The 23,462-nt window shown below is 72.4% G+C and carries 19 protein-coding genes; 5 read left to right on the top strand and 14 right to left on the bottom strand.

Annotated elements, in window-relative coordinates:
- The first annotated feature begins 138 nt into the window (after positions 1 to 138).
- Entirely contained in the window at positions 139 to 1,770 is a 1,632-nt protein-coding gene (locus GCU69_RS06975) for an alpha/beta fold hydrolase (RefSeq protein ID WP_156205418.1), read from the top strand.
- Positions 1,771 to 2,189: 419 nt separating this feature from the next.
- Here GCU69_RS06975 and GCU69_RS06970 read toward each other — a convergent pair whose 3' ends face one another.
- Positions 2,190 to 2,702 (bottom strand): DUF6278 family protein, encoded by a 513-nt coding sequence (locus GCU69_RS06970; RefSeq protein WP_156205417.1) that lies wholly within the window; start codon positions 2,700 to 2,702, stop codon positions 2,190 to 2,192.
- 171 nt (positions 2,703 to 2,873) lie between these two features.
- Here GCU69_RS06970 and GCU69_RS06965 point away from each other — a divergent pair, with 171 nt between their 5' ends.
- Positions 2,874 to 4,715 (top strand): SGNH/GDSL hydrolase family protein, encoded by a 1,842-nt coding sequence (locus tag GCU69_RS06965; protein WP_098754327.1) that lies wholly within the window; start codon positions 2,874 to 2,876, stop codon positions 4,713 to 4,715.
- 299 nt (positions 4,716 to 5,014) lie between these two features.
- Here GCU69_RS06965 and GCU69_RS06960 read toward each other — a convergent pair whose 3' ends face one another.
- The 4 genes from GCU69_RS06960 to GCU69_RS06945 all read right to left on the bottom strand — a co-directional run bounded on the left by GCU69_RS06960 (position 5,015) and on the right by GCU69_RS06945 (position 9,796).
- Positions 5,015 to 5,794, bottom strand: coding sequence for an exodeoxyribonuclease III (locus GCU69_RS06960; RefSeq protein ID WP_098754326.1), 780 nt, complete (start codon positions 5,792 to 5,794; stop codon positions 5,015 to 5,017).
- A 205-nt stretch (positions 5,795 to 5,999) separates the two neighbouring features.
- A complete protein-coding gene (locus tag GCU69_RS06955) occupies positions 6,000 to 6,644 on the bottom strand; it encodes an MBL fold metallo-hydrolase (RefSeq protein ID WP_156205416.1) in 645 nt (214 codons plus the stop codon).
- Positions 6,645 to 6,706: 62 nt separating this feature from the next.
- The gene (pcaDC, locus tag GCU69_RS06950; protein WP_156205419.1) at positions 6,707 to 8,008 is read right to left on the bottom strand and encodes a bifunctional 3-oxoadipate enol-lactonase/4-carboxymuconolactone decarboxylase PcaDC; all 1,302 of its coding nucleotides are present in this window, start codon (positions 8,006 to 8,008) and stop codon (positions 6,707 to 6,709) included.
- A 240-nt stretch (positions 8,009 to 8,248) separates the two neighbouring features.
- On the bottom strand, positions 8,249 to 9,796 hold the full coding sequence (locus tag GCU69_RS06945) for a GH39 family glycosyl hydrolase (protein ID WP_156205415.1): 1,548 nt from the start codon (positions 9,794 to 9,796) through the stop codon (positions 8,249 to 8,251).
- 260 nt (positions 9,797 to 10,056) lie between these two features.
- Here GCU69_RS06945 and GCU69_RS06940 point away from each other — a divergent pair, with 260 nt between their 5' ends.
- The 3 genes from GCU69_RS06940 to GCU69_RS06930 are packed head-to-tail and all read left to right on the top strand — an operon-like array spanning position 10,057 to position 13,282.
- The gene (locus GCU69_RS06940; RefSeq protein WP_098750083.1) at positions 10,057 to 11,346 is read left to right on the top strand and encodes an ABC transporter substrate-binding protein; all 1,290 of its coding nucleotides are present in this window, start codon (positions 10,057 to 10,059) and stop codon (positions 11,344 to 11,346) included.
- Between the two features lie 11 nt (positions 11,347 to 11,357).
- On the top strand, positions 11,358 to 12,380 hold the full coding sequence (locus GCU69_RS06935; protein WP_156205414.1) for a carbohydrate ABC transporter permease: 1,023 nt from the start codon (positions 11,358 to 11,360) through the stop codon (positions 12,378 to 12,380).
- On the top strand, positions 12,380 to 13,282 hold the full coding sequence (locus GCU69_RS06930; protein WP_098750081.1) for a carbohydrate ABC transporter permease: 903 nt from the start codon (positions 12,380 to 12,382) through the stop codon (positions 13,280 to 13,282). Before GCU69_RS06935 ends, GCU69_RS06930 begins: the two co-directional genes overlap by 1 nt.
- A 179-nt stretch (positions 13,283 to 13,461) precedes the next feature.
- Here GCU69_RS06930 and GCU69_RS06925 read toward each other — a convergent pair whose 3' ends face one another.
- From GCU69_RS06925 to GCU69_RS06885, 9 genes are all read right to left on the bottom strand, one after another.
- Complete coding sequence (locus GCU69_RS06925) at positions 13,462 to 14,478, bottom strand: LacI family DNA-binding transcriptional regulator (protein ID WP_235978291.1); 1,017 nt, start codon at positions 14,476 to 14,478, stop codon at positions 13,462 to 13,464.
- A gap of 197 nt (positions 14,479 to 14,675) precedes the next feature.
- A complete protein-coding gene (locus GCU69_RS06920; protein ID WP_098750079.1) occupies positions 14,676 to 16,211 on the bottom strand; it encodes a glycoside hydrolase family 43 protein in 1,536 nt (511 codons plus the stop codon).
- Between the two features lie 248 nt (positions 16,212 to 16,459).
- Entirely contained in the window at positions 16,460 to 17,131 is a 672-nt protein-coding gene (locus GCU69_RS06915; RefSeq protein WP_170315792.1) for a sugar kinase, read from the bottom strand.
- Positions 17,128 to 18,267 carry an ROK family glucokinase gene (locus GCU69_RS06910; protein WP_098750078.1) on the bottom strand — a complete coding sequence of 380 codons (1,140 nt, stop codon included), beginning with the start codon at positions 18,265 to 18,267 and terminating at the stop codon, positions 17,128 to 17,130. The genes GCU69_RS06915 and GCU69_RS06910 overlap by 4 nt, the downstream gene beginning before the upstream one ends.
- A 154-nt stretch (positions 18,268 to 18,421) precedes the next feature.
- Positions 18,422 to 19,264, bottom strand: coding sequence for an ATP-binding cassette domain-containing protein (locus GCU69_RS06905; RefSeq protein WP_156205412.1), 843 nt, complete (start codon positions 19,262 to 19,264; stop codon positions 18,422 to 18,424).
- Entirely contained in the window at positions 19,231 to 20,280 is a 1,050-nt protein-coding gene (locus GCU69_RS06900; RefSeq protein ID WP_098750076.1) for an ABC transporter permease, read from the bottom strand. The genes GCU69_RS06905 and GCU69_RS06900 overlap by 34 nt, the downstream gene beginning before the upstream one ends.
- A complete protein-coding gene (locus tag GCU69_RS06895) occupies positions 20,277 to 21,290 on the bottom strand; it encodes a sugar ABC transporter substrate-binding protein (RefSeq protein WP_098750075.1) in 1,014 nt (337 codons plus the stop codon). Before GCU69_RS06895 ends, GCU69_RS06900 begins: the two co-directional genes overlap by 4 nt.
- A 182-nt stretch (positions 21,291 to 21,472) precedes the next feature.
- The gene (locus tag GCU69_RS06890) at positions 21,473 to 22,528 is read right to left on the bottom strand and encodes a sugar ABC transporter substrate-binding protein (protein WP_156205411.1); all 1,056 of its coding nucleotides are present in this window, start codon (positions 22,526 to 22,528) and stop codon (positions 21,473 to 21,475) included.
- Between the two features lie 93 nt (positions 22,529 to 22,621).
- Positions 22,622 to 23,395, bottom strand: coding sequence for a GntR family transcriptional regulator (locus GCU69_RS06885; protein ID WP_098750073.1), 774 nt, complete (start codon positions 23,393 to 23,395; stop codon positions 22,622 to 22,624).
- Positions 23,396 to 23,462 lie beyond the last annotated feature (67 nt).

Raw genomic sequence — 23,462 nt, 5'->3', positions numbered from 1 at the left:
TGACCGCCGCGTCAAATGTTACCCACACGTAACTCACCGAGAGGTTACCTCGGGTAATCAAGCAAGGTTACCGTCGGGTTACTTTCCGCGCGTGTGCCGGGCCTCACCCACCCGGCACCCCTGTCAGGAGCTGACCCCATGGGACACCCTCGTAAGCCCCTGCGCACCCCCACCGCCGGCCTCGCCTCCGCGGCGGTGCTCGCCGGCACCGCCTTCGGCTTCGCCCCGGCCGCCCGTGCCGCGCCCGCCCCAGCGCCCGCGCAGGCGTCCGTGCAGGCGCCCGCCGGGTCCGGTACCGCCGTACGGGCCCCCGCCTCCGTCGAGTTCGTCGACATCCCGGGCCACGGCGGCACCCGGCTGGCCGCGAACGTCGTCACCCCCGGCGGTCACGACGGCTCCCGGCGGTACCCGCTCGTCGTGCTGCCCACCAGCTGGGCGACCCCGCAGATCGAATATCTCGCCCAGGCGAAGAAGCTCGCCGACGACGGCTACGTCGTGCTGACCTACAACTCCCGCGGTTTCCTCCAGTCCGGCGGCGAGATCGAGGTCGCCGGGCCCGAGGACGTCGGCGACGCCTCGGCGGTCGTCGACTGGGCGCTCGCCAACACCCCCGCGGACCCTGACCACATCGGCATGGCCGGGGTCTCGTACGGCGCGGGCATCGGGCTGATGGCCGCCGCGCACGATCCGCGGATCGGCGCCGTGGTCGCGCTCAGCGGCTGGGCCGACCTGATCGGCTCCATCTACAGCGGCCGCACCCAGCACTCGCAGGCGGCGGGCATGCTGACCGGCCTGGGCCACCTCACCGGGCGGCCGGGTGACGAACTCCGGGAGGTGATGAACGATTTCTTCACCTCGAACCTGGACCGGGAGGACGAGATGATCGCCTGGGCGAAGAAACGTTCCCCTGCGACGTTCACCGACCGCATCAACGCGGGCGGCGCCGCCGTCATGCTCGGCAACGCCTGGGGGGACTCGATCTTCCCGCCCAACCAGTACGCCGACTTCTTCGAGCGGCTCACCGGGCCGAAGCGGCTGGAGTTCCGGCCGGGCGACCACGCGACCGCCGAGGCCACCGGCCTGCTCGGGCTGCCCAACGACGTCTGGACGAACGCCCACCGCTGGCTCGACCACCACCTCAAGGGCGTCGACAACGGAATCGACCGGGAGCGGCCGGTACAGCTCAAGTCCCGCTCCGGCGGGGCCTACGAGGGCTACGACAGCTGGAAGGACGTGTCCGCGCGGACGGAGCGCATCCCGCTGCCGGAGGCCCGGCGGATCAACACCAATCTCGACTCCGGCGCCAACGGCGGCCTGGTCATGCTCTCCAGCGCCCTGGACCAGCTGCTCCGGCTGTCGCCCACGGCCTCCGTGCCGCTGCTCCCCCGCTCGCTGGCGGCCGTCTGGCAGTCCGAGCGGTACACCGCCGAGCAGCGGATCCGCGGCACGGTGAAGCTCCACACCACCGTCACGGGAACCGCCTCCAGCGGCACCGCGGTCGCGTACCTCTACGACGTCGGCCCGCTCGGCCTCGGCAAGCTCGTCACGCACGCGCCGCTCAGCTGGCACGACAGGACGCCGGGCGAGCCCTTCGGGGTCGATCTGGAGCTGTTCTCGACGGCGTACGACGTGCCCGCCGGGCACAGGCTCGCGCTGGTCGTCGACACCGTCGACCCGCTCTACATCGAGCACAACCCGGGCGGCGCGAAGCTCACCTTCTCCTCCCCCGCCGCCGACCCGTCCCATGTCTCGGTGCCGGTGCGCCTCTGACGGGCCGCCGGGCGCCGCAAGCCGGCCGGGGCCGTCCCCACGGCCCCGGTCACCAGGCCGGACCGGTCTCCGCTCGACCGGTCCGGCCCTCCTTCGCACGCCGGAGAACCTCCCTCCGCACCACGCCGGGGAACCTCCGCAACTCCCCCGCCGGCGACGGGAGGCGGACCGTCGCGCCCCGCGCCTCCCGGCACGTCCGGCCACAGTCCGGCCGCAGTTCGGCCGCACCGTCGGGGACCGCCCGCGAGCAGGGAGCGCGGGCGGTCCTCCCGGGAAATGCGCGTCCCGGAGTCCGGCCCGTACGTCCGGCCCGGCACGCCGCCCGGAACCGCGGGCCGGTCCCGGGACGCGCACGGGGACGCCCACCGGGCCGCCGTCCGCCGGCGTGCGCACCGCCCGCTGCCGCGGAGCCGGCCGGTTCAGTACGAGCGGACCTCCGCGTAGACCTGCGACAGCTCCGGCGCACCCGTGACCGCCCAGTCCAAACCGGTCTCGACCACGTTCAGTTCACGGCCCGACACCAGCCGCACCACCGGGCCGCCGCCGGGCCGGATGTGCCAGGAGGCGCCGGGCACCGTGCGGACCACGACCGTGCCCAGATAGAGGCCCGCGTCGTTGCCCAGCCAGGGCAGTTCCTCGGGGTCGTCCCGCCAGCGCGGCAGCAGCTGGTCCAGCGCCTCCAGGGACTCCGGGGTGTCGTCCAGCTCGATTCCGGCGTCCTCGGCGCGGGCGCGCAGCAGCTCGCACTCGGCGAGCAGTTCCGCGACCCCGGCGTCTCCCGCCGTCCCGCCTCCGGTGCCGTGCGCGGGCTCCTCCGCGCGCCGGTCCGCACCGTCCCGGCCGGCCGGAACGTCCTCGGACACGTCGCGCACCGCCACCGGGCGGTCACCGTCGTTCCGCTTGCGCCAGTTGCCCAGGAACGGGATGTTCATGCCCCCAGACTCGCATCCGGCGGCGGCTGAGACCACAGGGCGCGCGGTAGGCCGTATGGCCGATTGTTCTTCCCGGTGTCATCCTGGGATTCCCCGGACGTCATCCGGCCCCTGTCGTATCTGTGCCGCGCTTCCGCACCGCCGTTGCCGTTGTTGCAGATGAGGTAGCCCATGCCGAAGGCCGGGAGAGTACGGGTCACTCCTGCGGGTTCCGGGTTCCGCACCGGCCCGGCGGGGGCCGTCGCCGTCGTCGTGCTGGCCCTGATCGCCGCCCTGACACCGTCCGCCGCCGCGGCCCGGGACCGCGCCCCGGGCGGGCCCGCCCCGCTGCACCGGCTGTTCGACAATGTCGCCACCGGTGACGACGCCGATCCCGGCCGGGCCGATTTCGACGGTGCCGGGGGCTCGCTGTCCGCCCAGGACCTGGCGGCCGCCGGCTGGACCCCCGGCCGTACGCTCTCCCTCGACGCGGCCCGGCTGACCTGGCCCCGCTCCGCTCCCGGCACACCCGACAACGTCCGCGCCGACGGCCAACCGGTGCGGCTGCACGGGCGCGGTGACGCCGTGACGTTCCTGGTCGCCGGCACCGGCGGCACCGCGACCGGCACCGGGACGGTCCGCTACCGGGGCGGCGCGACCAGCACCTTCACCCTCACCGCCCCCGACTGGCGCACCGGCCCGCTCGGCACCAAGGCCCTCGCGCTGCCGCACGTGAACACCCCCGACGGGCAGTTGGACGAGTCCGCCCGGTTGTACGCGGTGAGCGTGCCCGCCGACCGCCGGCGCACCGTCGAGTCCGTGGTCCTGCCGCGCGACCCCGGTCCGCGCACCGACCTGCACGTCTTCGCGGCCTCCGTACGGGAGCCGTCGGACGGCTGGACGGGCAGCTGGGCGGCGAGCACCGGGGGCTACACCGAGGTCGGGCCGTGGACGGACCGCACGCTGCGGCTGGTGGTGCACACCAGCGCCGGCGGGCCCGGGGTGCGGATCCGGCTCGACAACACGTTCGCGGCCGGGCCGGTGCGGATCGGCAGCGCCACGGTCGCGCTCCAGGACTCGGGCGCCGGGGCCGCCGGCGAGCCGGTGCCGCTGGCCTTCGCCGGACGGTCCGGGGCGGAGATCCCCGCGGGCGCGCAGCTGTGGAGCGACCCGCTGGACTTCTCCGTCCCCGCGAACACGAACCTGCTGGTCAGCTTCCACCTCCCGGGCCCGGTGCTGGCCGCGCCCGTGCACACCAAGGCGCTCCAGCGGTCGTTCCTGAGCACACCGGGCAGCGGGGACCGCTCCGGTGACGCGGACGGCTCGGCCTTCACCGAGACGCTGACCACGTACCCGTTCCTGACCGGTGTGGACGTGCGCGGCGGGCCGGGTTCGGTGGTGGCGCTCGGGGACTCGATCACCGACGGGAACACCTCGACGGTCGACGGCAACCGGCGCTGGCCGAACGTCCTGGCCCAGCGGCTCCAGCGGCAGCACGAGGTGCCGCGGTACGGCGTGCTCAACCACGGCATCTCGGCGAACCGCGTCGTCACCGACCGCTATCCCGGCGACGGGGTCTCCACGGACACCGGCGGCGTCAGCGCCCAGCACCGGCTGGAGCGCGACGTGCTCGCGCAGACCGGGGTGCGCACCGTCGTGGTCTTCGAGGGCATCAACGACGTCCGCTGGGGTACCTCGCCGGAGCAGGTGACGGCCGGGCTGCGGGCCATCGCCGAGCGGGCGCGGGAACGGGGCCTGAAGGTCGTCGCGGCGACCGTCGCGCCCTGCGAGGGCTACCCGGACTGCAGCCCGGAGGTCGACGCCCGCCGCACCGCCGTGAACGCCTTCATCCGGGAGCACAGCGGGCCGGGCGAGGTGTTCGACGCGATGCTCGACTTCGACGCCGTGATCCGGGACCCGGAGCGGCCCTCCCGGATGCTCCCGGCCTACGACAGCGGCGACCACCTGCACCCGGGCGACGCCGGGCTGCGGGCCCTCGCCGAGTCGGTGGACCTGCGGAAACTGGTGCCGTGAGGCTGGGAGACCGTGAGGCTGGGAGGCCGTGCCGGCCGGGAGGCACGACGACGGCCGGGAGGTGAAGCCCGCCGGGAGGTGACGGGCGCCGGGAGGTCCCGACGGGCGGGTGGCAACGACGGCGGCCGGGCGACCTGACGGCCGTGTCCGCCGGGCCGCAGCGGGGCCCGGCGGGCAGGCCGGGCACCGGGGCGGGTGCGGTCCGCGGGTACGGTCCGGCGGGGACACGCGGCGCCCGTCCGGGACGGCTGCGCGGCGGCCGCCCGCCGCGCACGGCCGCCCGGCGCCGCGCCCGCCGGTCAGACGTCGAGGTCCACTACCACCGGCGCGTGGTCCGAGGGGCCCTTGCCCTTGCGCTCCTCACGGTCGACATACGCGTCCTTGACGACGCCCGCGAACGGGGCGTTGCCGTAGACCAGGTCGATCCGCATGCCGCGGTTCTTGGGGAAGCACAGCTGCCGGTAGTCCCAGTAGGTGTACGGGTGGTCGTACTTCAGCGGGCGCGGCACGACGTCCGAGAGTCCGGATTCGCGCAGCGCCGCGAGGGCGGCCCGCTCCGCCTCGGTGACATGCGTGGAGCCCTCGAAGAGCGACCGGTCGTAGACGTCGGCGTCGGTCGGCGCGATGTTGTAGTCCCCGAGGACGGCGAAGGGGCGCTCCCCCGCCGCGTCCTCGGCGACCGCCAGGCGCAGCGCCTCCAGCCAGCGCAGCTTGTACGCGTAGTGGTCGTGGCCGACCTCGCGGCCGTTGGGCACGTAGACCGACCAGACGCGGGCCGGGCCGCAGGTCGCGGAGATGGCGCGCGGCTCCTGCACGCCCTCGTACGCGGGACCGCCGGGGAGGCCCGTGGTCACCTCCGTGAGTCCCACCCGGGAGAGCACGGCCACGCCGTTCCACCGGCCGTCTGCGTGGACCGCGGACTCGTAGCCCAGCTCCCGCAGCGGCTCGCGGGGGAACTGCTCGTCGGTGCACTTGGTCTCCTGGACGCACAGCACGTCGGTGCCGCTGCTCTCCAGCCAGGCCAGCAGCCGGGGCAGCCGGGCAGTGATCGAATTGACGTTCCAGGTCGCGATGCGCATGGCTCCGAATCTACCCGGCGCCACCGACAACCGGCCCCGGGCGTCCCCGGTCCCGGCCGGGGACGCCCGAAGGCCCGGGCGGGGACCGGCGGGGACACGGGCGCGGACCGACGGGGACACGGGCGGGGACACGGGCGAGGACAGCCGCCGTCCCGGCGGAGGCCCGGCCGGGACCGGTCGGGCGGGAGCCCGCCGGGCGCGGTGCTCAGAGTGCCAGCGACTCCCCCGGTGCCAGCCTGTCGTGCCGCGCACCGGCCACGCCGGGTCCGTCGGGGCCGAGCATCCGGTCGTAGACCGGACGCGCCTGATCGCGCAGCAGCCCGTCGTGGACGTCCAGGGCCTGGCGGGGCGCGACCTCGCGGACGTACTCGATCACTTCCGCGATCTTGTTCCACGGGGCGTGCACCGGCAGCATCAGCGTCTCCACGGGCCGGCCGGGAACGGTCAGCGCGTCCCCGGGGTGGAAGACCGAGCCGTCCACGAAATAGCCGACGTTGGTGATTCGGGGGATGTCGGGGTGGATCACGGCGTGCAGCTCGCCGTGCACCTCGACGTCGAATCCGGCGGCCCGGAAGGTGTCGCCGTGGCCGACGGTCGTGACGCGCCCCGGGAAGGCCGCGGACAGCTGGTCGGCGACGCTCCGCAGGGTCCAGATCCGGGCCTCCGGGTCCGCCTCCAGCGCGGCGCGCAGCCGGTCCTCGGCGAAGTGGTCCGGGTGCTCGTGGGTGACCAGCACCGCCTCGGCGCCGACGGCGGCGTCCGGTTCGCTGAATCCTCCGGGGTCGATGACGAGCACCCGCCCGTCCTTCTCCAGCCGGACGCAGGAATGGCCCTTCTTGGTGAGCTGCACGCTTCTCGCTCCTCCTCTTCGGCGGACCCGGTCCGGGTCACTGCTTCCCGGGCCCCATCCTGCTACTCCTCGGGGGTGGTCTCCTGCCGGACGACTTCCCGGGCGACCTTGAACGCCGAGTTCGCCGCCGGGACCCCGCAGTAGACCGCCGTCTGGAGCAGCACCTCCTTGATCTCCGCCGGGGTGAGCCCGTTGCGGAGCGCGGCCCGGGTGTGGAACGCCAGCTCGTCCAGGTGACCGCCCGCGACCAGGGCGGTCAGGGTGATGACGCTGCGGGTGCGGCGGTCGATGCCGGGCCGGGTCCACACCTCGCCCCAGGCGTAGCGGGTGATGAAGTCCTGGAAGTCCTCGGTGAAGTCGTCGGTGCTCTCCACCGCCCGGTCGACGTGCGCGTCACCGAGCACCTCCCGGCGCACCTTCATGCCCGGTTCGTACGGGTCGGGGCGGCCCGCCGGGGTGTTCGCGGGGATCTCCGGGGGCGCTATCTCGCCGACCGGCCCGGCGGGGACGTAGGCGGGGCCGTGCGGTGCGGGGGGCGCGATGGCCTGCTGCGGGGCGGGCGGGGTGATGGCGGTCATGCCGGTCTGGGTGCCGTCGCCGGTCCAGGAAGTGGTGAAGTGCCGTACCAGCAGGTCGGTGACGGCCGTGGGCTGCTCGACGGGGGCCAGGTGGGAGGTGCCGGGGACGAGCGCGAGCCGGGCGTCCGGTATCCCGGCCACCAGGACCCGCGCGTCGGCGGGTGACGTCACCCGGTCCTCGGAGCCGGCCAGCACCAGCGTCGGTACGCCGATCCGGCCCAGCTCGGAGCGGATGTCGAAGGCCGCGAGCGCCTCGCAGGCGGCGATGTAGCAGCCGGGGTCGGTGGTCCGCACCATCTGCACGGACCAGTCGACGATCGCGGGCTGCGCCCCGGCGAACACCGGGGTGAACCAGCGCTCGGGCGCGGAGCGGGCGATCGGGTCGAGCCCGTTGGTGCGGACGATCACGCCGCGCTGCCGGTACTCGTCGGCGGTGCCGAAGCGGGCGGAGGACGAGACCAGGGCCAGCGAGGCCAGGCGCTCGGGATGGCGCAGCGCCAGCGCGGCCCCGACGGCACCGCTGATGGAGCAGCCCGCGTAGCCGAAGCGGTCGACGCCCATCGCGTCGAGGGTGGCCAGCAGCCGGTCGGCCAGCGCGAAGACGTCCGTGGCCGGGTGGGCGGGCGCGCCGCCGTGTCCCGGCAGGTCGAAGCGGATGACGCGCCAGTGCCGCGTCAGCTCGGGTATCTGCCGGTCCCACATGTGCCAGGTTGTCCCCAGCCCGGGGCCCAGGACGAGTGTGGGGGCGTCCTGTGGACCGTCGGTCCGGTACTGGAGGGTCTTCATGTCGCTCACCCGGTCACGCTACTGGGAGGCGGGGGTGGTGTGCTCGCGGGGGGACCGGCCTTCACGGGATCGCCGCTACGGCCGTACGCCCCGTAGCCGGACCGGAACGCGCCGCACCGAGTCCGGAATCCACCGCTCCGGGTCTGCCGGGTCAGAGGCCCCCGGACCGGGCGCACCCGCCGGCGGGAAGGCCCGCGTTCCCGGGCACTCCCGCGGGAGCCCGGGCGCCCGGCCCCGGTCTCAGGACCGGTTCGCGGCGGGGCCGAAGTCCTCGGCGCCCAGGCCGAACAGCCGGCCGTCGCTCCACCACTCCGGAGTCTCGTCGACGACCGGGGTCAGCTCCAGCAGCGTCACCTCGTTGGCGCCCAGCACGAGGTCCACGTCGGCGCGCCCCCCGGCGACGGGCACGCTCCGGTGCGAGCGGGCGGGTTCGGCGGCCTCGTGGAGGGCGTCGAGCGCGCGGTTGCCGGGCGCGAGCGGCCGCCCCATCTCGCACCAGGCGGCCCAGGAGTTGCCGGCCTCCTCGTGCACGGAGCGGCGGAGCGCGAAGGCGGAGCCCCGCGCGCCCGGGACGCCGACGGGCAGGGACAGCCGGACGGTGTGGCCGCCGACGGGCCTGCCCCCGGCCGGGTCGGCAGGCGCCCAGGCCAGCACGGTGACGCGCCCGTCGCCGTGCCGTGTCACCAGGTGGTCCTCGCCCCGGGCGAGCACCTGCTCGCCCATCTCCGCCATGAAGGCGTACAGGTGGTAGGTGGGCTTCTTGATCTGGCGGTGCGTCAGCAGCCCGAAACCGCCGTGGAACGGCGCGGTGGGAATGCCGACCTCCTCGAACACGTCGCAGAACGTCCAGTACGAGAAGGAGTCCGCGATGTCACCCCCGTTCGCCAGCACGGGCGCGAGGTACGCCGCGTGGAACGCGGTGTCGTGGATCGGGTTGTCCGGCCGGTACGAGGAGTTGAACTCGGTGATGTGGACCGGCAGGCCGGCGAGCCCGGTGCCCGCGAGCTGCCGCCGCGGGGCGCCGAACTGCTCCAGCAGCGCCGACGCCGGCATGAGCGTCTGGTGCGCGCCGAACGGCACGGGCTGCACGGGCCCGGAGGAGTAGGCATGGCGGCTCACGAAGTCGATCGGCAGATCACGGGCCTCGACGAAGGCGGCGAAGCGCTGGATCCACTCGTCCTCGTAACCCGGTGCCAGTGACGGGCCGCCGACCGCGAGTTCGGCGTCGACGTCCTTGACGGCCAGCGAGGTCACCTCGTAGAGGCGGTGGTAGGCGTCCTGGTCCGCGGACCAGAACGCCGCCAGGTTGGGCTCGTTCCACACCTCGATCGGCCACCGGCGCACCTGGTCGAGGCCGTACCGGTCGACCAGGTGCCGGATGACGGCGCGGACGAGGTCCGCCCACTCCTTCTCGTCGCGGGGAGGGGTGATGTTGCCCCGCCACCAGAACACGGTGTCGTCGCCGGAGGCCAGCCCGGACGGCATGAAGCCGAGTTCGAGGAAGGGCGCGATGCCCATCTCCAGGTAGGCGTCGACGACCTGGTCGACGTAGGTGAAGGCGTGGCGCACCCGCCGCTCGCCGGCGTGGTCGTAGGGGCGGTGGACGCCCGTCCCGTCGCTCAGCAGGCCGTGCCCCCGGATGTACCGGAACCCGATCTCCCGCTGGACGAGGGCGAGCGACTCCTGGTAGTCGCGCCGCAGCGCGAGGTCGAACCGCCCCGTGCCGACACAGTGCCGCCAGGCGCCGGAGAGCCGGGCCGACGACTGGTGGGGAACGACGATCCGCATCGTGGTGATCCTTTGCTGCGGTGCGGCGCGGAATGCCGTGCGGCGCGCCGGGGACGGGCGGGTGGATCGGTCTCGCTCTCGCTCGCGTGCCGCGCGCGGACGACGACCATGTCCGTAACGATTGCACAACTTGCGAAAATTGTAGGTTGCCGCCTGCCAATTTTGGGCTGTACACATTGCTGCGACTTCGCGGACGGCACATTTGTTTGCGCAACTTAACACCAGTTGGGTCACTGACAACAGATCAGGGAGTCCCCACGATGACGAGGAAAACCCGCAGCGCGACGGCTGCCGCGATCGGCTTGAGCATCGCACTGGCCGTATCCGGTTGCGCCGGCGGCGGTGACAGCGGCGGTTCGCCTGACGGCAAGGCCACATTGACCTTCTGGCACAACTCGACGACCGGGCCCGGCGCGCAGTACTGGCGGGACACCGTGAAGGAGTACCAGTCGGAGAACCCGGGCGTCACGATCAAGATCCAGGCCGTCCAGAACGAGGACTTCGACGGCAAGTTGCAGACCTCGCTCAACTCGAACTCCGCACCCGACATCTTCTTGCAGCGCGGCGGCGGCAAGATGCAGGCCATGGTCGACGCCGGTCAGATCCAGGCGCTGGACCTGACCGACACCGACAAGGCCAATACGGGCTCGGCGGCTCTCGCGGGCGTTTCGATCGACGGCAAGGTCTACGCGATGCCGGTCGACACGCAGCCCGAGGGCATCTACTACAGCAAGGACCTGTTCAAGAAGGCCGGCATCACCAAGCCGCCGACGACGATGGACGAGCTCAAGGACGCCGTCGCGAAGCTGAAGGCGATCAAGGTCGCGCCGATCGCGGTCGGCGCCAAGGACGCGTGGCCGGCCGCGCACTGGTATTACAACTTCGCCCTGCGCGAGTGCAGCCGGGAGACCATGCAGACGGCCGCCAAGTCGCTCGAGTTCGACGACCCGTGCTGGACCAAGGCCGGCGAGGACCTGGCTGCGCTGCTGGACGTCGATCCGTTCCAGAAGGGTTTCCTGACGGCTTCGGCGCAGCAGGGTGCCGGGTCGTCGGCGGGCCTGCTCGCGAACCACAAGGCGGCCATGGAACTCATGGGCAACTGGAACCCGGGGGTGATCGCCGGCCTGACCCCGGACGAGAAGCCGCTCCCCGACCTGGGCTGGTTCCCCTTCCCCGCCGTGCCCGGGGGCAAGGGCGACCCGACTGCCATCATGGGCGGCGCCGGCGGCTACTCGCTGTCCAAGAACGCGCCGAAGGAGGCCCTCGGCTTCCTCCAGTTCGTCGTGGCCAAGGACCAGCAGGAGGCCTATGCCGAGGCCTTCGACGCGATCCCGGTGAACAAGGAGGCCCAGAAGGTCGTCACCGACTCCTACAACGTCTCGGCACTGGAGGCCTTCAACAAGGCCGCCTACTCGATGCAGTTCCTTGACACCGAATACGGCCAGAACGTCGGCAACGCCATGAACATCGCCGTCGTGAACCTGCTGGCCGGCGAGGGCTCCGCAGCAGACATCGTCAAGGACGTCAACGCTGCCGCCGCGAAGGGCTGAGTAAGCAGACCATGAGCAACACCCTGGGTACTGACCCGGCCGACAGCCGCCAGTCGCAGGGCACGCCCCGAGTCGGGGACGCGGCCGAGTCCGCGTCCCCGGCTCCGCCGCGAGCGGCCGCGCGCCGCCGGAGCCGTGCCAAGATGCGACTTGAGATCGCGGCCCTGTCCGCACCGGCGCTCGTCCTGTTCCTGACGTTCGTGATCTTCCCGGTCGTGCTCGCCGCGTACTACGGCTTCTACCGGTGGAAGGGTTACGGGGAGCCCACCGACTGGGTCGGCCTGAACAACTACAAGCTGATCCTCGGCGACCCCGCGTTCCAGGACGTGCTGCAGCACAACGGCCTGATCCTGGTGCTCTCACTGCTGATCCAGGGTCCGCTGGCGATCGCCCTCGCGCTCCTGCTCAACCAAAGGATCCGCGGCCGCTCGGTCATCCGCGTGCTGATCTTCGTGCCCTACATCATCTCCGAGGTCATCGTCGGCACCGGCTGGAGCCTGATGCTCCAGAGCAACGGCGCCGTCAACGACCTGCTGCGGCAGATCGGCCTGGGCGCCCTGGAGGCCGACTGGCTCTCGGACCCGGACCTGGCCCTCTGGACGCTGATGGCCATCATCTCGTGGAAGTACATCGGCTTCGCGGTGATCCTGATGCTCGCCGGCCTGCAGTCGATTCCCGACGAGCTGTTCGAGGCCGCGCAGATCGACGGCGCCTCCTACTGGCAGATCCAGCGCCGCATCACGCTGCCGCTGCTGGGGCCGACGATCCGGATCTGGGCGTTCCTGTCGATCATCGGCTCGCTGCAGCTGTTCGACCTCGTCTACATCATCTGGGGCCAGTACGTCTCCGGCACCGCGGGCACCTCGACCATGGCGATCTACATGCTCGCCCAGGGCCGCAACGCGGGCAACTACGGCTACGGCAGCGCCGTAGCCGTCGTGATGTTCCTGATCTCGCTCATCGTCGCGCTGATCTACCAGCGCTTCCTCCTGCGCCGCGACCTCCGGGGCGCCGTCACCGAAGGGACCGTGTGATGAGCGCGACGACCGCCACCTCCCGGATACCCTCCGCCGCCGGGCCGGAGGCACCCGCCGGCCGCCGCGACAGCCGGGACAAGCCGCAGAAGTGGGGGAGCCCCTTCACCTACTTCGTCGCGCTGCTCTTCATCGGCGTCTGCATCGCCCCGGTGCTCTACATCGTGATCGGCGGATTCCGCACCAACTCGCAGATCTCGTCGAGCCCGGCCGCCCTGCCCGATCCCTGGGTCGTCAGCAACTACGTCAACGTCCTGAAGTCGACCGTCTTCTGGGGCGAGTTCGCCAACTCGCTCATCGTCGCGCTCGTGAGCACCATCGGCATCGTCGTTCTCGGCCTGATGGTGAGCTTCGTGATCGCACGCTACGACTTCAAGCTCAAGGGCGCGATGTACTCCCTGTTCGCCGCGGGCCTGATGTTCCCGATGGTCATCGCGATCACCCCGCTGTATCTCGTCATCAAGGACCTCGGCCTCGTCGACAACCTGCTGGGCGTGATCATCCCGCAGATAGCCTTCGGCCTGCCGGTGACCGTCATCATCCTGGTGCCGTTCCTCCGGGCCATTCCGAACGAGATCGAGGAGGCCGCGGCGATCGACGGCGCGAGCCGGCTCGGGTTCTTCTTCCGCATGGTGATCCCGCTGTCGCTGCCCGGTGTGGTGACCGTCGGCATCCTCGCGTTCCTGGGGAGCTGGAACAACTACGTCCTGCCCCTGTTCATCCTCAATTCACAGGCGAACTTCACCCTGCCGCTCGGCGTCCAGGCGTTCTCCTCGCAGTACTCCACGGACACCGCGAAGGTCCTCGCGTTCACCTCACTCGCCATGCTGCCCGCACTGATCTTCTTCTCGGTCTTCGAGAAGCGGATCGTCGGCGGTCTCACCGGCGCCGTGAAGGGCTGAACCGGCACCGGGCCCCGGACCGGACCGCCTCACGCCCGCCCCCGCCCTGCCTCCGGCGGGGGCGGGCGCCGAGCGGCGGAACCGCCCGGTCCGTCATGGCGCCGACCGTCCGAGCCGCCCCGTCCCCGGGCCGTGGTGACGGCGCCCCCGGTGAGTCCGGCCGGGGCGCCCCCGTCACGTCACCGGCGTGGCGCCGCGGCCGCCGAGGCGGGCCCGGTGGAGGCACGGACGACCAGTTCGGTGGCCAACTCCATGCGGGCGGGCGGCCGGGAGCCGCCGTTCTCGCCCCGGGACAGCTCGATCAGGAGCTTGACCGCTGTGGCGCCCAACTCGGTGCAGGGCTGTCTGACGGTCGTCAGCCCCGGGCAGATGTACTGCGCCTCGGGCAGGTCGTCGAAGCCGATGACGCTGATGTCCTCGGGAATCCGCAAACCCCGGGCGTTCAGTGCGTCGTAGACGCCCAGCGCCATGGGGTCCGAGCAGGCGAAGACCCCCGTGATCCCCGGGTCGCTGTCGAGGAGGGCGTGGACGGCGGCCGTCGCCTTGGCGCGGTTCCAGCCGCCGTGGACCACGGACACCGTGGCACCGCTGGCGGTCGCCGTGTCGGCTGCCGCACGGAAACCGTCGACGCGCGCGCGGCTGAAGAGATGGCGGGCGTGGCCGGCGACAACCCCCGTCCGCACATGGCCGAGGGACAGCAGATGTTCGGCGGCCATGCGGCCGCCGTCCCAGTTCGCCACGCCGATGCTCGCGACCCCCGACGGCGGTGTGCTCATCGGGTCGATCAGCACCACCGGGACACCGGCGGCGGAAAGCGCGTTGAACTGTCGCGAGGTGGGATCGATCAGCGTCCCGATCGTGCCGACGGCACGCCTTCGCAGGACCCGCGACACCCAGTCACCGTGCGGATCGGCGAGCGTCAGTACGACGTCGAGTCCCGCTGCCGCCGCCTCCCGCCCGACCCCCGCTATCACCAGGTTCGCCCAGGACTCCTCGAAGTGGGTGACCACGAGATCGAGCACGTTGGACAAGTCCCTCTCGACCCGCACGCTTTCGCTCATGGCCCCGGCGCGGCGGGTGTAGCCGACGGCTTGCACGGCCGCCATGACCTTCGCGCGCGTCTCGGCCGAGACGTCGGTCCCGCCCCGCAGCACCTTGGACACAGTGGGAACGCTCGTACCAGCGGTTTTGGCCACCAATGACAGTGTCGGGCGCGATCCGACGGGTCGGGGGGACATGCGCCCAGGATATCCGGCGAGCAGACCGGCCAGGACGCCGGGGCGTTGCCGCTGCCGCCCCGGCCGGCCGCTGACGAGGCCGCGAATCCCGGGATGCCGCCTCGCGGTACGCGGCGTGCGGCGCCCGCACCGGGGCGGGTGCCGCACGACGGGCGTCAGGCGGAGGGCGCCGGGACGGGGACGTACTCGAACCAGTCGAAGGCGACCGTGCCCTCGGTGGCGTACATGCCGATCACCCGGCCGGTGAAGCCGCAGGCGACCTCGGTGGACAGATAGCGCCCGTCCAGTTCGGCGAGCGGCCGGGCGTCCGGGGCACCGGGATCGCCGAGCCAGAAGGCGATGGTGTCGGGGCCCGTGGTCCCGCCGTCGGTCAGCTCGGGCGAGGCGGGCACGAGGCCGGTCGTACGGATCGTGACGGTGAGGGTCAGCGGCCCGGACGGGACCGGACAGGCGGCCACGGTCCGGCGCAGCGGACCGATGCGGGCGACGACACCGGCCTCGCCGTCACCGACCTCCAGTTCGTAGTGATGGGCCTCGTCCAGGCGCACGCAGAGGCCGCCGCGCCCCGCCCCCGGGTCGATCTCGGCGCTGACGCGGCAGTCGTGGTGCTGCTGGCGGCGGCCCACGAAGGTGTACCCGGGGCGGTCGAGGGTGGGGCCGGTGGCGGTGAGGGCCAGCCGGCCGGGGCGCTCGGTGAGCGACCAGGAGCCCTCCGGGCGGGCGAACGGAGAGATCCAGTACGGCGCGAGAGCGGGCGCGTCGAAGTCGTCGCGGGCGGGCGGGGCCGGAACGGGGTGCCAGGCACCGCCCGGGGCCGGGTGGCTCTCGGGCACGGGCGCGACGACGGGCCAGCCGTCCTCGTCCCACTCCACGGGGGTCAGGAACGTCTCGCGGCCGAGCACGTGCACGTCGGGCGTGAAACCGCGGGGGCGGACGCCGAGCAGCACCATCCACCAGCTGCCGTCGGGAGCCTCCACCAGGTCGGCGTGGCCGGTGTTCTGGACGGCTCGGGCGGTGCCGCTGTGGGACAGCAGGGGGTTGGCGGGCGCGCCCTCCCAGGGGCCGCGCGGTGACCGGCCGCGGGCGACGGACACGCTGTGGCCGCGTTCCGTGCCGCCCTCGGCGATCAGCAGGTACCACCAGTCGCCGATGCGGTAGAGGTGCGGCGCCTCCGGGAACTTGAGTCCGCTGCCCGACCACGAGGCGAAGGGACCCTCCAGCACCTCGCCCTTGAACGGGTCGATCCTGGCCATGTTGATGCCGCCCGCCGGCCCGGAGAAGGCGCACCAGCAGGTGCCGTCCTGTTCCCACGCCAGATCGGGGTCGATCCCGGGCAGATCGATCCACACCGGGTCGCTCCACGGCCCCTCGGGACGCTCGGCGGAGACGATGAAGTTGCCGCCGCCGCCGACATTGGTGTTGACGACCCAGTAACGGCCGTCGTGGTGGCGGATCGTGGGGGCGTAGAGACCGCCGGACGCCTTGGTACCGGGGACGGGCAGCGGCAGTTGCCCGGGCCGGTCGAGCACGTTGCCGATCTGCTCCCAGTGCACGAGGTCCTTGCTGTGGAAGACCGGCAGCCCGGGGAAGTACTCGAAACTGGAGCACACCAGGTAGTAGTCGCCGCCGACCCGGCACACGCTCGGATCGGGGTGGAACCCGCTGATCACAGGGTTGTCGTAGGTCCGCACAGGCATGTGTTCCCTTCGGGTGCCGGTTGCCGGGGGCCGTGGAGCGGGCCCGGCAGTTGCGGGGAACACGGTACGGGCGGCTCCGCGCCGGCGCCCAGGGCGCGGCCACCGCGCACGGCCCGGGGGTCCGGCCACCGCGCACGGTCCGGGGACCACGCCACCGCGCACGGTCCGCGGACGGGCCGGGCGTCGTCGGACGGTCGTCACGACCCGTGCGCCGGCGGGCCCGGTCCGGGCCGCCCGCGGGCTCAGAGCTTGACCGTGGAGACGACGTACACCTTGGGGTGGGCCGGGTTGCTGAAGTCCACCGTGATGTCGAGCGTCGGCTCCGGGGAGCGCTGCTTGTGCACCATGCCGGACCAGTCGCCGGCCCGGGTGGCGCCGGTGTCGAGCGCGTACGAGGAGTCGGAGACCTCTCCGGCGCCGAGCTTCCAGCCCACCTCGGCGGCCTCCCGCTCGCTGATGGTGACCCGGCCCTCCCGGAGGGCGGAGCGGCTGCTGTCGATCCGGCTCAGGAAGAGGTCCAGCCCCTTGTCGGAGGTGACGAACTGCGCGTACAGCTTGCTGGTGTTCCAGCTGTTGGTCTCGTACCAGGCCACGTCGGCGGAGTAGCCGGTGATCGGCACGTCGTAGATGCGGCGGGTCACCTTGGAGGGCCAGCCCGCGGTCAGGCCGGTGGCGGCGGCGCGGGCCTGCTTGTCCTCGCCGCTGTCGCGGCTCTGCCCCGCCGACACCACGATGTAGCCCGCCGGGATGCCGATGAGCAGGATGACGATCAGCAGGGTGAACAGGCGGCGGCGCGGGCTCGCCGGGCGCCGCTCGCCGCCCGGCGCCGGAGGGCCGCCGGCCGGACCGCCGGAGCCGCCTCCGCCGGGTGCCGCGGCCGGTTCCGTCCGGGGCGTGAGGTCCTCGGTGGTCATACGCGCCCTCCTCGGACCGCCTGTGCGTAGCGTTCGTAACGTTCGTACCGCTCGACGCGGCGCCGGTTGGCGCGGCGGAAGCGGCGGGCCACCAGCCGGGCGAGGTCGGCGGCGCCGACCAGGCCCGCCTCGTTGCCGAGCTGGGCCTTGCTGATCCGGGCCTCCGGCCGGTAGCCGCGGCCGGTGAGCTGGCGCCGGAAGGCGTCCCGGGCGGGGCCGATCAGCAGGTCGTCGGCGGCGCTGACGCCCCCGCCGACGACGAACGCGGCCGGGTCGAGGGCGGCGGCCAGATTGGCGATGCCGACGCCGAGCCACTGCCCGATGTCCTGGAGCAGCTCGACGCACATGGCGTCGCCCTCCCGGGCCAGCTCGGTGATGAGCGGCCCGGTGATCTCGGTGATGTTGCCGCCGACCCGGTCGATGATGTTGTACGCCACCGGGGAGTCGGCGGCGGCCAGCTCACGGGCCTCCCGGACCAGGGCGTTCCCGGAGCTGTACTGCTCCCAGCAGCCGCGGTTGCCGCACGGGCAGCGGTGCCCGCCCGGCACGACCTGCATGTGGCCGAACTCGCCGGCCACCCCGTAGCTGCCGCGCTTGACCTGCCCGTCCTCCAGTATGGCGCCGCCGATGCCGGTGCCCAGGGTGATCATGACGATGTGGTCCTCGCCACGGCCCGCGCCGAAGCGCCACTCGCCCCAGGCGGCGGTGTTGGCGTCGTTGTCGACCATGACGGGGACCGCGAGCCGGGAGGTGAGGGCGTCGCGCAGCGGCTCGTTGCGCCAGGCCAGATGGGGGGCGAAGAGGACCTTGGAGCGGTCCGCGTCGACCCAGCCGGCCGCGCCGATGCCCACGGCGTGCACGTCATGCCGGTCGGAGAGGTCCAGCACCAGTTCGACGATGGTGTTCTCGACGACCTTGGGGCTCTTGGACTTCTCGGGGGTCTCGGTGCGGACCTTCTCCAGGATGTTGCCGTCGGCGTCGACGACCCCGGCGGCGACCTTCGTGCCCCCGATGTCGATGCCGACGGTCGGGACCCGCGGCGCGGAGAGGTGCGAGCGGCGCTCGCGCGTGCCCACGGTGCGCAGGACGGTGGCCCGGGCCGAGCCCCGGTGGGTCAGCTCGCGGTAGGTGCTCATCGGCTCGCAGGTCTCGTCGGCGGTGGTCGGTCGTCCGAGGGCGATTGTGCCTCAGGTTGCCCCCGCGGCGCACAACCGGACCGTCCCGGGACCGGCCGCGGCACGGCCCCGGCCCCCCGGCGGCCGGGGCCCGCGCCCGTGCCGCTGTGACCGGCTATCCCCGGCTTCCGCCGTCCCGGGACAGGTCCGGGGCCGGGGCCCGCTCCAACTCGTGGCTGAGCTGCTCCAGCTCCGAGCCGCCCGCCATCTGGCGCGTCAGCTCGTCCAGGCTGATCTCGTCCTTGGTGTGGCTGCCGGCCATGGTGCCGCGCTTGAGGAGTACGAAGCGGTCGCCGACGAGATGGGCGTGGTGCGGGTTGTGCGTGATCAGGACCACGCCGAGACCGGCGTCCCGCGCGGCCGCGACGTACTTCAGGACCACCCCGGACTGCTTGACGCCGAGCGCGGCGGTGGGCTCGTCGAGGACGAGGACCTTGGCGCCGAAGTGGACGGCGCGGGCGATCGCCACGCACTGCCGCTCGCCGCCCGAGAGGGTCCCGATCGGCTGGTCGACGTCGCGCAGGTCGATGCCCATGCGCAGCATCTCGGAGCGGGTCGTCCGGCGCATCGTGTCGACGTCGAGCCGCTTGAAGGGGCCGGTGCCCCGGGTCGGCTCGGAGCCGAGGAAGAAGTTCCGCCAGACCGGCATCAGCGGCACGACGGCCAGGTCCTGGTAGACGGTGGCGATGCCCAGGTCGAGGGCCTCGCGCGGGGAGGCGAGCCGGCGCTCCTCGCCCTCCACGGCGAAGGTGCCCGCGTCGTGCTGGTGCAATCCGGCGATGATCTTGATCAGGGTGGACTTGCCGGCCCCGTTGTCACCGAGGACGCAGCTGATCTCGCCCGGGTGGACCTGGAGGCTCACGTCCTGGAGCGCCTTGATGTTGCCGTAGAACTTGCTGACGCCGGTCAGCTCGACGAGTGCGGTCACTTCGTTGCCTCCGCCCGCTTGCGGACCCATGCGTTGAGGAGCGTGGCCAGCAGCAGCATGGCCCCGAGGAAGAACTTGAACCAGTCGGGGTCCCACTGCGCGTAGACGATGCCCTTGCTGGTCATCCCGAAGATGAGCGCGCCGACCGCGGAGCCGATCGCCGAGCCGTAGCCGCCGGTCATCAGGCAGCCGCCGATGACCGCCGCGATGATGTAGAGGAACTCGTTGCCGACGCCCTCCCCGGACTGGACCGAGTCGTACTCGAAGAGCAGGTGCTGGCCGGCGACCCAGGCGGCGAACGCCACCCCCATGTAGAGGCCGATCTTGGTGCGGTCGACCGGGACGCCGACCGCGCGGGCGGCGTTCGCGCCGCCGCCGGAGGCGAAGATCCAGTTCCCGGCGCGGGTGCGCAGCAGGATCCAGGTGGCGAGGGCGACCAGGCCGAGCCACCACAGGACCGTGACCCGCACGTCGGCGTCACCGACGACGAACCGGGAGGCGAACACGGCGCGGGCCGAGTCGAAGCCCTCCATGTCGCCGATGGTCTTCGTCCCCACTCCGCCGCTGATCAGCTTGGTGAAGCCGAGGTTGAGGCCGGTCAGCATCAGGAAGGTGCCGAGCGTGATGATGAAGCTCGGGAGCTTGGTGCGCACCAGCATGAAGCCGTTGAAGAAGCCGATGGCGAGCGTGACCAGCAGCGACACCCCGACGCCGACCCAGACGTTCGCCGTCATCTGATAGCTGAACATCGAGGAGACCAGCGCGGAGGAGGTCACCATCACACCGGTCGACAGGTCGAACTCGCCGCCGATCATCAGCAGCGCGACGGGTACGGCCATGATCCCGATCGTCGACGCCGCGTAGAGGACGGTGCTCAGGCTGGACACCTGGAGGAAGCTGTCGGCCGCGAACGAGAAGAAGACGAACACGGCCACCGCCCCGACGACGGCGCCCAGCTCGGGGCGGCCCATCAGCCGGCGGAGCAGCGAGGTGTGCAGCAGGCGTTCGTCGGCGGGCTCCGCCGGCGCCTTGGCGGTCGCTGTCATCGGGTCCCCCGCTTCGTGTACTGCTCGAGGTCGGCGGCGTCCTCCTGGCGGATGATCTGCGGGCCGGTGAGGACGGGCCGGCCGCCGCCGAGCACGTGGGCGTTGTACTTCTGCAGCCAGAGCAGGTCGATCGCCTGGTAGCCCTGGAGGTACGGCTGCTGGTCGACGGCGAAGCCGAGTTCCTTTGCGTCGAGCGAGCGGGCGACCTGGGCGTTGAGGTCGAAGGTGTCGACCTCGGCCTCGCTGCCCGCGTTCTTCTTGGCCTTGACGGCGGTCGCGGCGAACGGCGCGCCGAGGGTGACGACGGCGTCGACGGCGCTGTCCGACTGGAGCCGGGCCTCGATGGCCGACTGCACCTCGGGCATGTTGGTGCCCTCGACGTAGAGGTTCTCCAGCGTGCCGTCGAAGGTCTTGCGGGCACCGTCGCAGCGCTGCTCGTGGCCCACGTTGCCCTGCTCGTGCAGGACGCAGACCGCCTTCTTCTTCCCGCGCTTGTTGAGTTCCTCGCCGACGGCCTCGCCCGCGATGGTCTCGTCCTGGCCGACGTGGGTCAGGGCGCCGAAGTCCTCGGACTCGGCCGACCCGGAGTTCACGGTGATCACCGGGATGCCGGCCTTGACGGCCTTCTTGACGACGGCCTCCATGGACTTCGGCTTGGCGAGTGTGACGACGAGCCCGTCGACCTTCTGGTCGATCATGGACTGGACCAGCTCGGCCTGCTGCTGGCCCTCGTCGTGCTGCGCGTAGAGGAACTTGACGTTGTCCTTGGCGGCGGCCTGCTTCGCGCCCCGCTGGACGATGTCCCAGAAGGTGTCGCCGTCGCCCGAGTGCGTGACCATGGCGAAGGTCCAGCGAGGCGTGTTGACCGCGGCGCGGCCCCCGGCGGCCTCGGCGGCGGCCCGCTCCTCGGCGCGCTTGCCGCCCGTACTGCTGCACCCCACGAGGGTCGTGGCGAGCACCGCCGCCAGTGCGGCACCCGTCACACGTACTGCTGTCCGAACCCTTGCCACGAAGTCGTGCCTTCCTCGCTGTGCCTGCTGTGCCTGCTGTGCCCGGTGCGCGGTCCGCCGCCGGCCGCCGCGGGGCCGGGGGCCGGTCGCGCCCGCCCCGGCGCCCCAGTATCCGTCACCGCTGTTCGGAGCCCTGGGGCCGGGTGGCGGCACCGGCTCGCCGCGGGCCGCCGGGCGCCGGTTCACCGGGTGCCGCGTTCGATGTACTTCTCCAGTCGCGGCACGTCCTTCTCCGTGACGACGGCCGGGCCGGTGAGCACGGGTTCGCCCCCGCCGAGGACGTTCGCGTTGGTCCGGTGCAGCCACAGCTCGTCGACCGCCAGATAGCCCTGGAGATACGGCTGCTGGTCCACGGCGAAACGGACGTCACCGGCCCGGAGGGCCTTCACCACCGAGGCGTTGAGGTCGAAGGTCGCGATCTGCGCCCGGCTGCCGGCGTTCTCCTTGGCCTTGACGGCGGCGGCGGCGAACGGCGCGCCGAGGGCCACGACGGCGTCGATGTCCTGGTCGGCCTGGAGCTTGGCCTCGACGGAGGACTGGGTGGAGGGCATGTTGGTGCCGTCCACGTTCAGCAGGTCCATCGATCCGTCGAACGTCTTCGCCGCTCCGGCGCAGCGCTCCTCCAGCGAGACGTTGCCCTGCTCGTGGATCACGCACAGCGCCTTCTCGCGGCCCTCCCGGTTCAGCTCCTCCCCGACCGCCTCACCGGCGACGGACTCGTCCTGGCCGATGTGCGAGAGGGCGCCCAGCGGCTCCGAGTGCCGGGCGCCGGAGTTGATGGTGACGACGGGGATGCCGGCCCGTACGGCCTTCTTGACGACGGATTCCAGCGCCTTCGGCTTGGCGAGCGTGACGATCAGGCCGTCGACCTCGCGGTCCACCGCGGTCTGCACGAGCTGGGCCTGCTCGTCGCCCTCCTTGTCGGCGGAGTAGAGGAACTCGACGTTGTCCTTGGCGGCCGCCTGCTCGGCGCCGCTCTTCACGATGTCCCAGAAGGTGTCGCCCTCGCCGGCGTGGGTGACCATCGCGACCGTCATCCGCTCGGTGCCGACGCCCTTGCCGCCGCCGTCGCCGCTCTCCCGGCCCTCGCCGTCCTTGCCGCCGGACCCGCTGCACGCGGCCGTGGCGAGCAGCGCCGCCGCGGTCAGCAGCGCCGGGACCGTACGAGCGGCCCGTGCCGCACGAGCCGCCCGTACCGTACGAGCGCCTGCCGTACGAGCGTCGCCTCCACGCGCCATGGTGAGACCGCCTTCCCTCCCGGGCCGCCCGAGTGCGGCTGGGTGAGTTCTAACGGCCCGCGGAGCCCCCGTCAATACTTTGTCAGTACATACTTACGGGCGGACGAGCAGCTGGAACTCGAAGGCGTAGCGGGACGCCCGGTAGACGTGCGAGCCGAACTCCACCGCCCGCCCCGTGTCGTCGAAGGTCGTGCGCTCCATCGTCAGCAGCGGCGCGCCCTCCGGCTCCTCCAGCCGCTGCGCCTCCTCGGCACCGGCCGCCCGCGCGCCGACGGACTGCCGGGCGCTGTGCAGCGTGATGCCCGCGCCGCGCATCAGCCGGTACAGCCCGGTGGCCTCCAACCGCTCGGTCGGCAGCTCCAGCAGCCCGGACGGGAGATGGTTGCGCAGATACGCCATGGGCTGGCCGTGCGCGAGCCGCAGCCGCTCGATGAGGATCACCTCGGTGTCCTCGGGCACCCCCAGGGCGGCGGCCACCTCGGGGCCGGCCGGTTCGGTCGTGTTGCGCAGGACCCGGGTGGCGGGGCGCTGGCCGGCGGTCTCCAGGTCGTCGTAGAGGCTGCTGAGCTCCAGCGGCCGCTTCACCCGGCTGTGCACCACCTGGGTGCCGACCCCGCGGCGGCGGACGAGGAGCCCCTTGTCGACGAGCGACTGGATCGCCTGCCGGACGGTGGGGCGGGACAGGCCGAGCCGCCCGGCCAGCTCGATCTCGTTGCCGAGCAGGCTGCCGGGGGCGAGGCCGCCCTTCTCGATCGCCTCCTCCAGCTGCTGGGACAGCTGGAAGTAGAGCGGGACCGGGCTGCCGCGGTCGACGCTGAGCCCGAGCGAGCCCGCTGTGCCGCTCCGGTCTGTTTCGTGCTTCACCACGGGGCGAGCGTAGCCGTCCGGGGAGATGACGGGTAGTCGTGAAGTCCGGTTGTCCGGACAAAGGGCG

The sequence above is a fragment of the Streptomyces lycii genome (assembly GCF_009735685.1).
Taxonomy (GTDB): Bacteria; Actinomycetota; Actinomycetes; order Streptomycetales; family Streptomycetaceae; genus Streptomyces; species Streptomyces lycii.
This window is presented reverse-complemented; position numbering and strand designations above follow the sequence as displayed.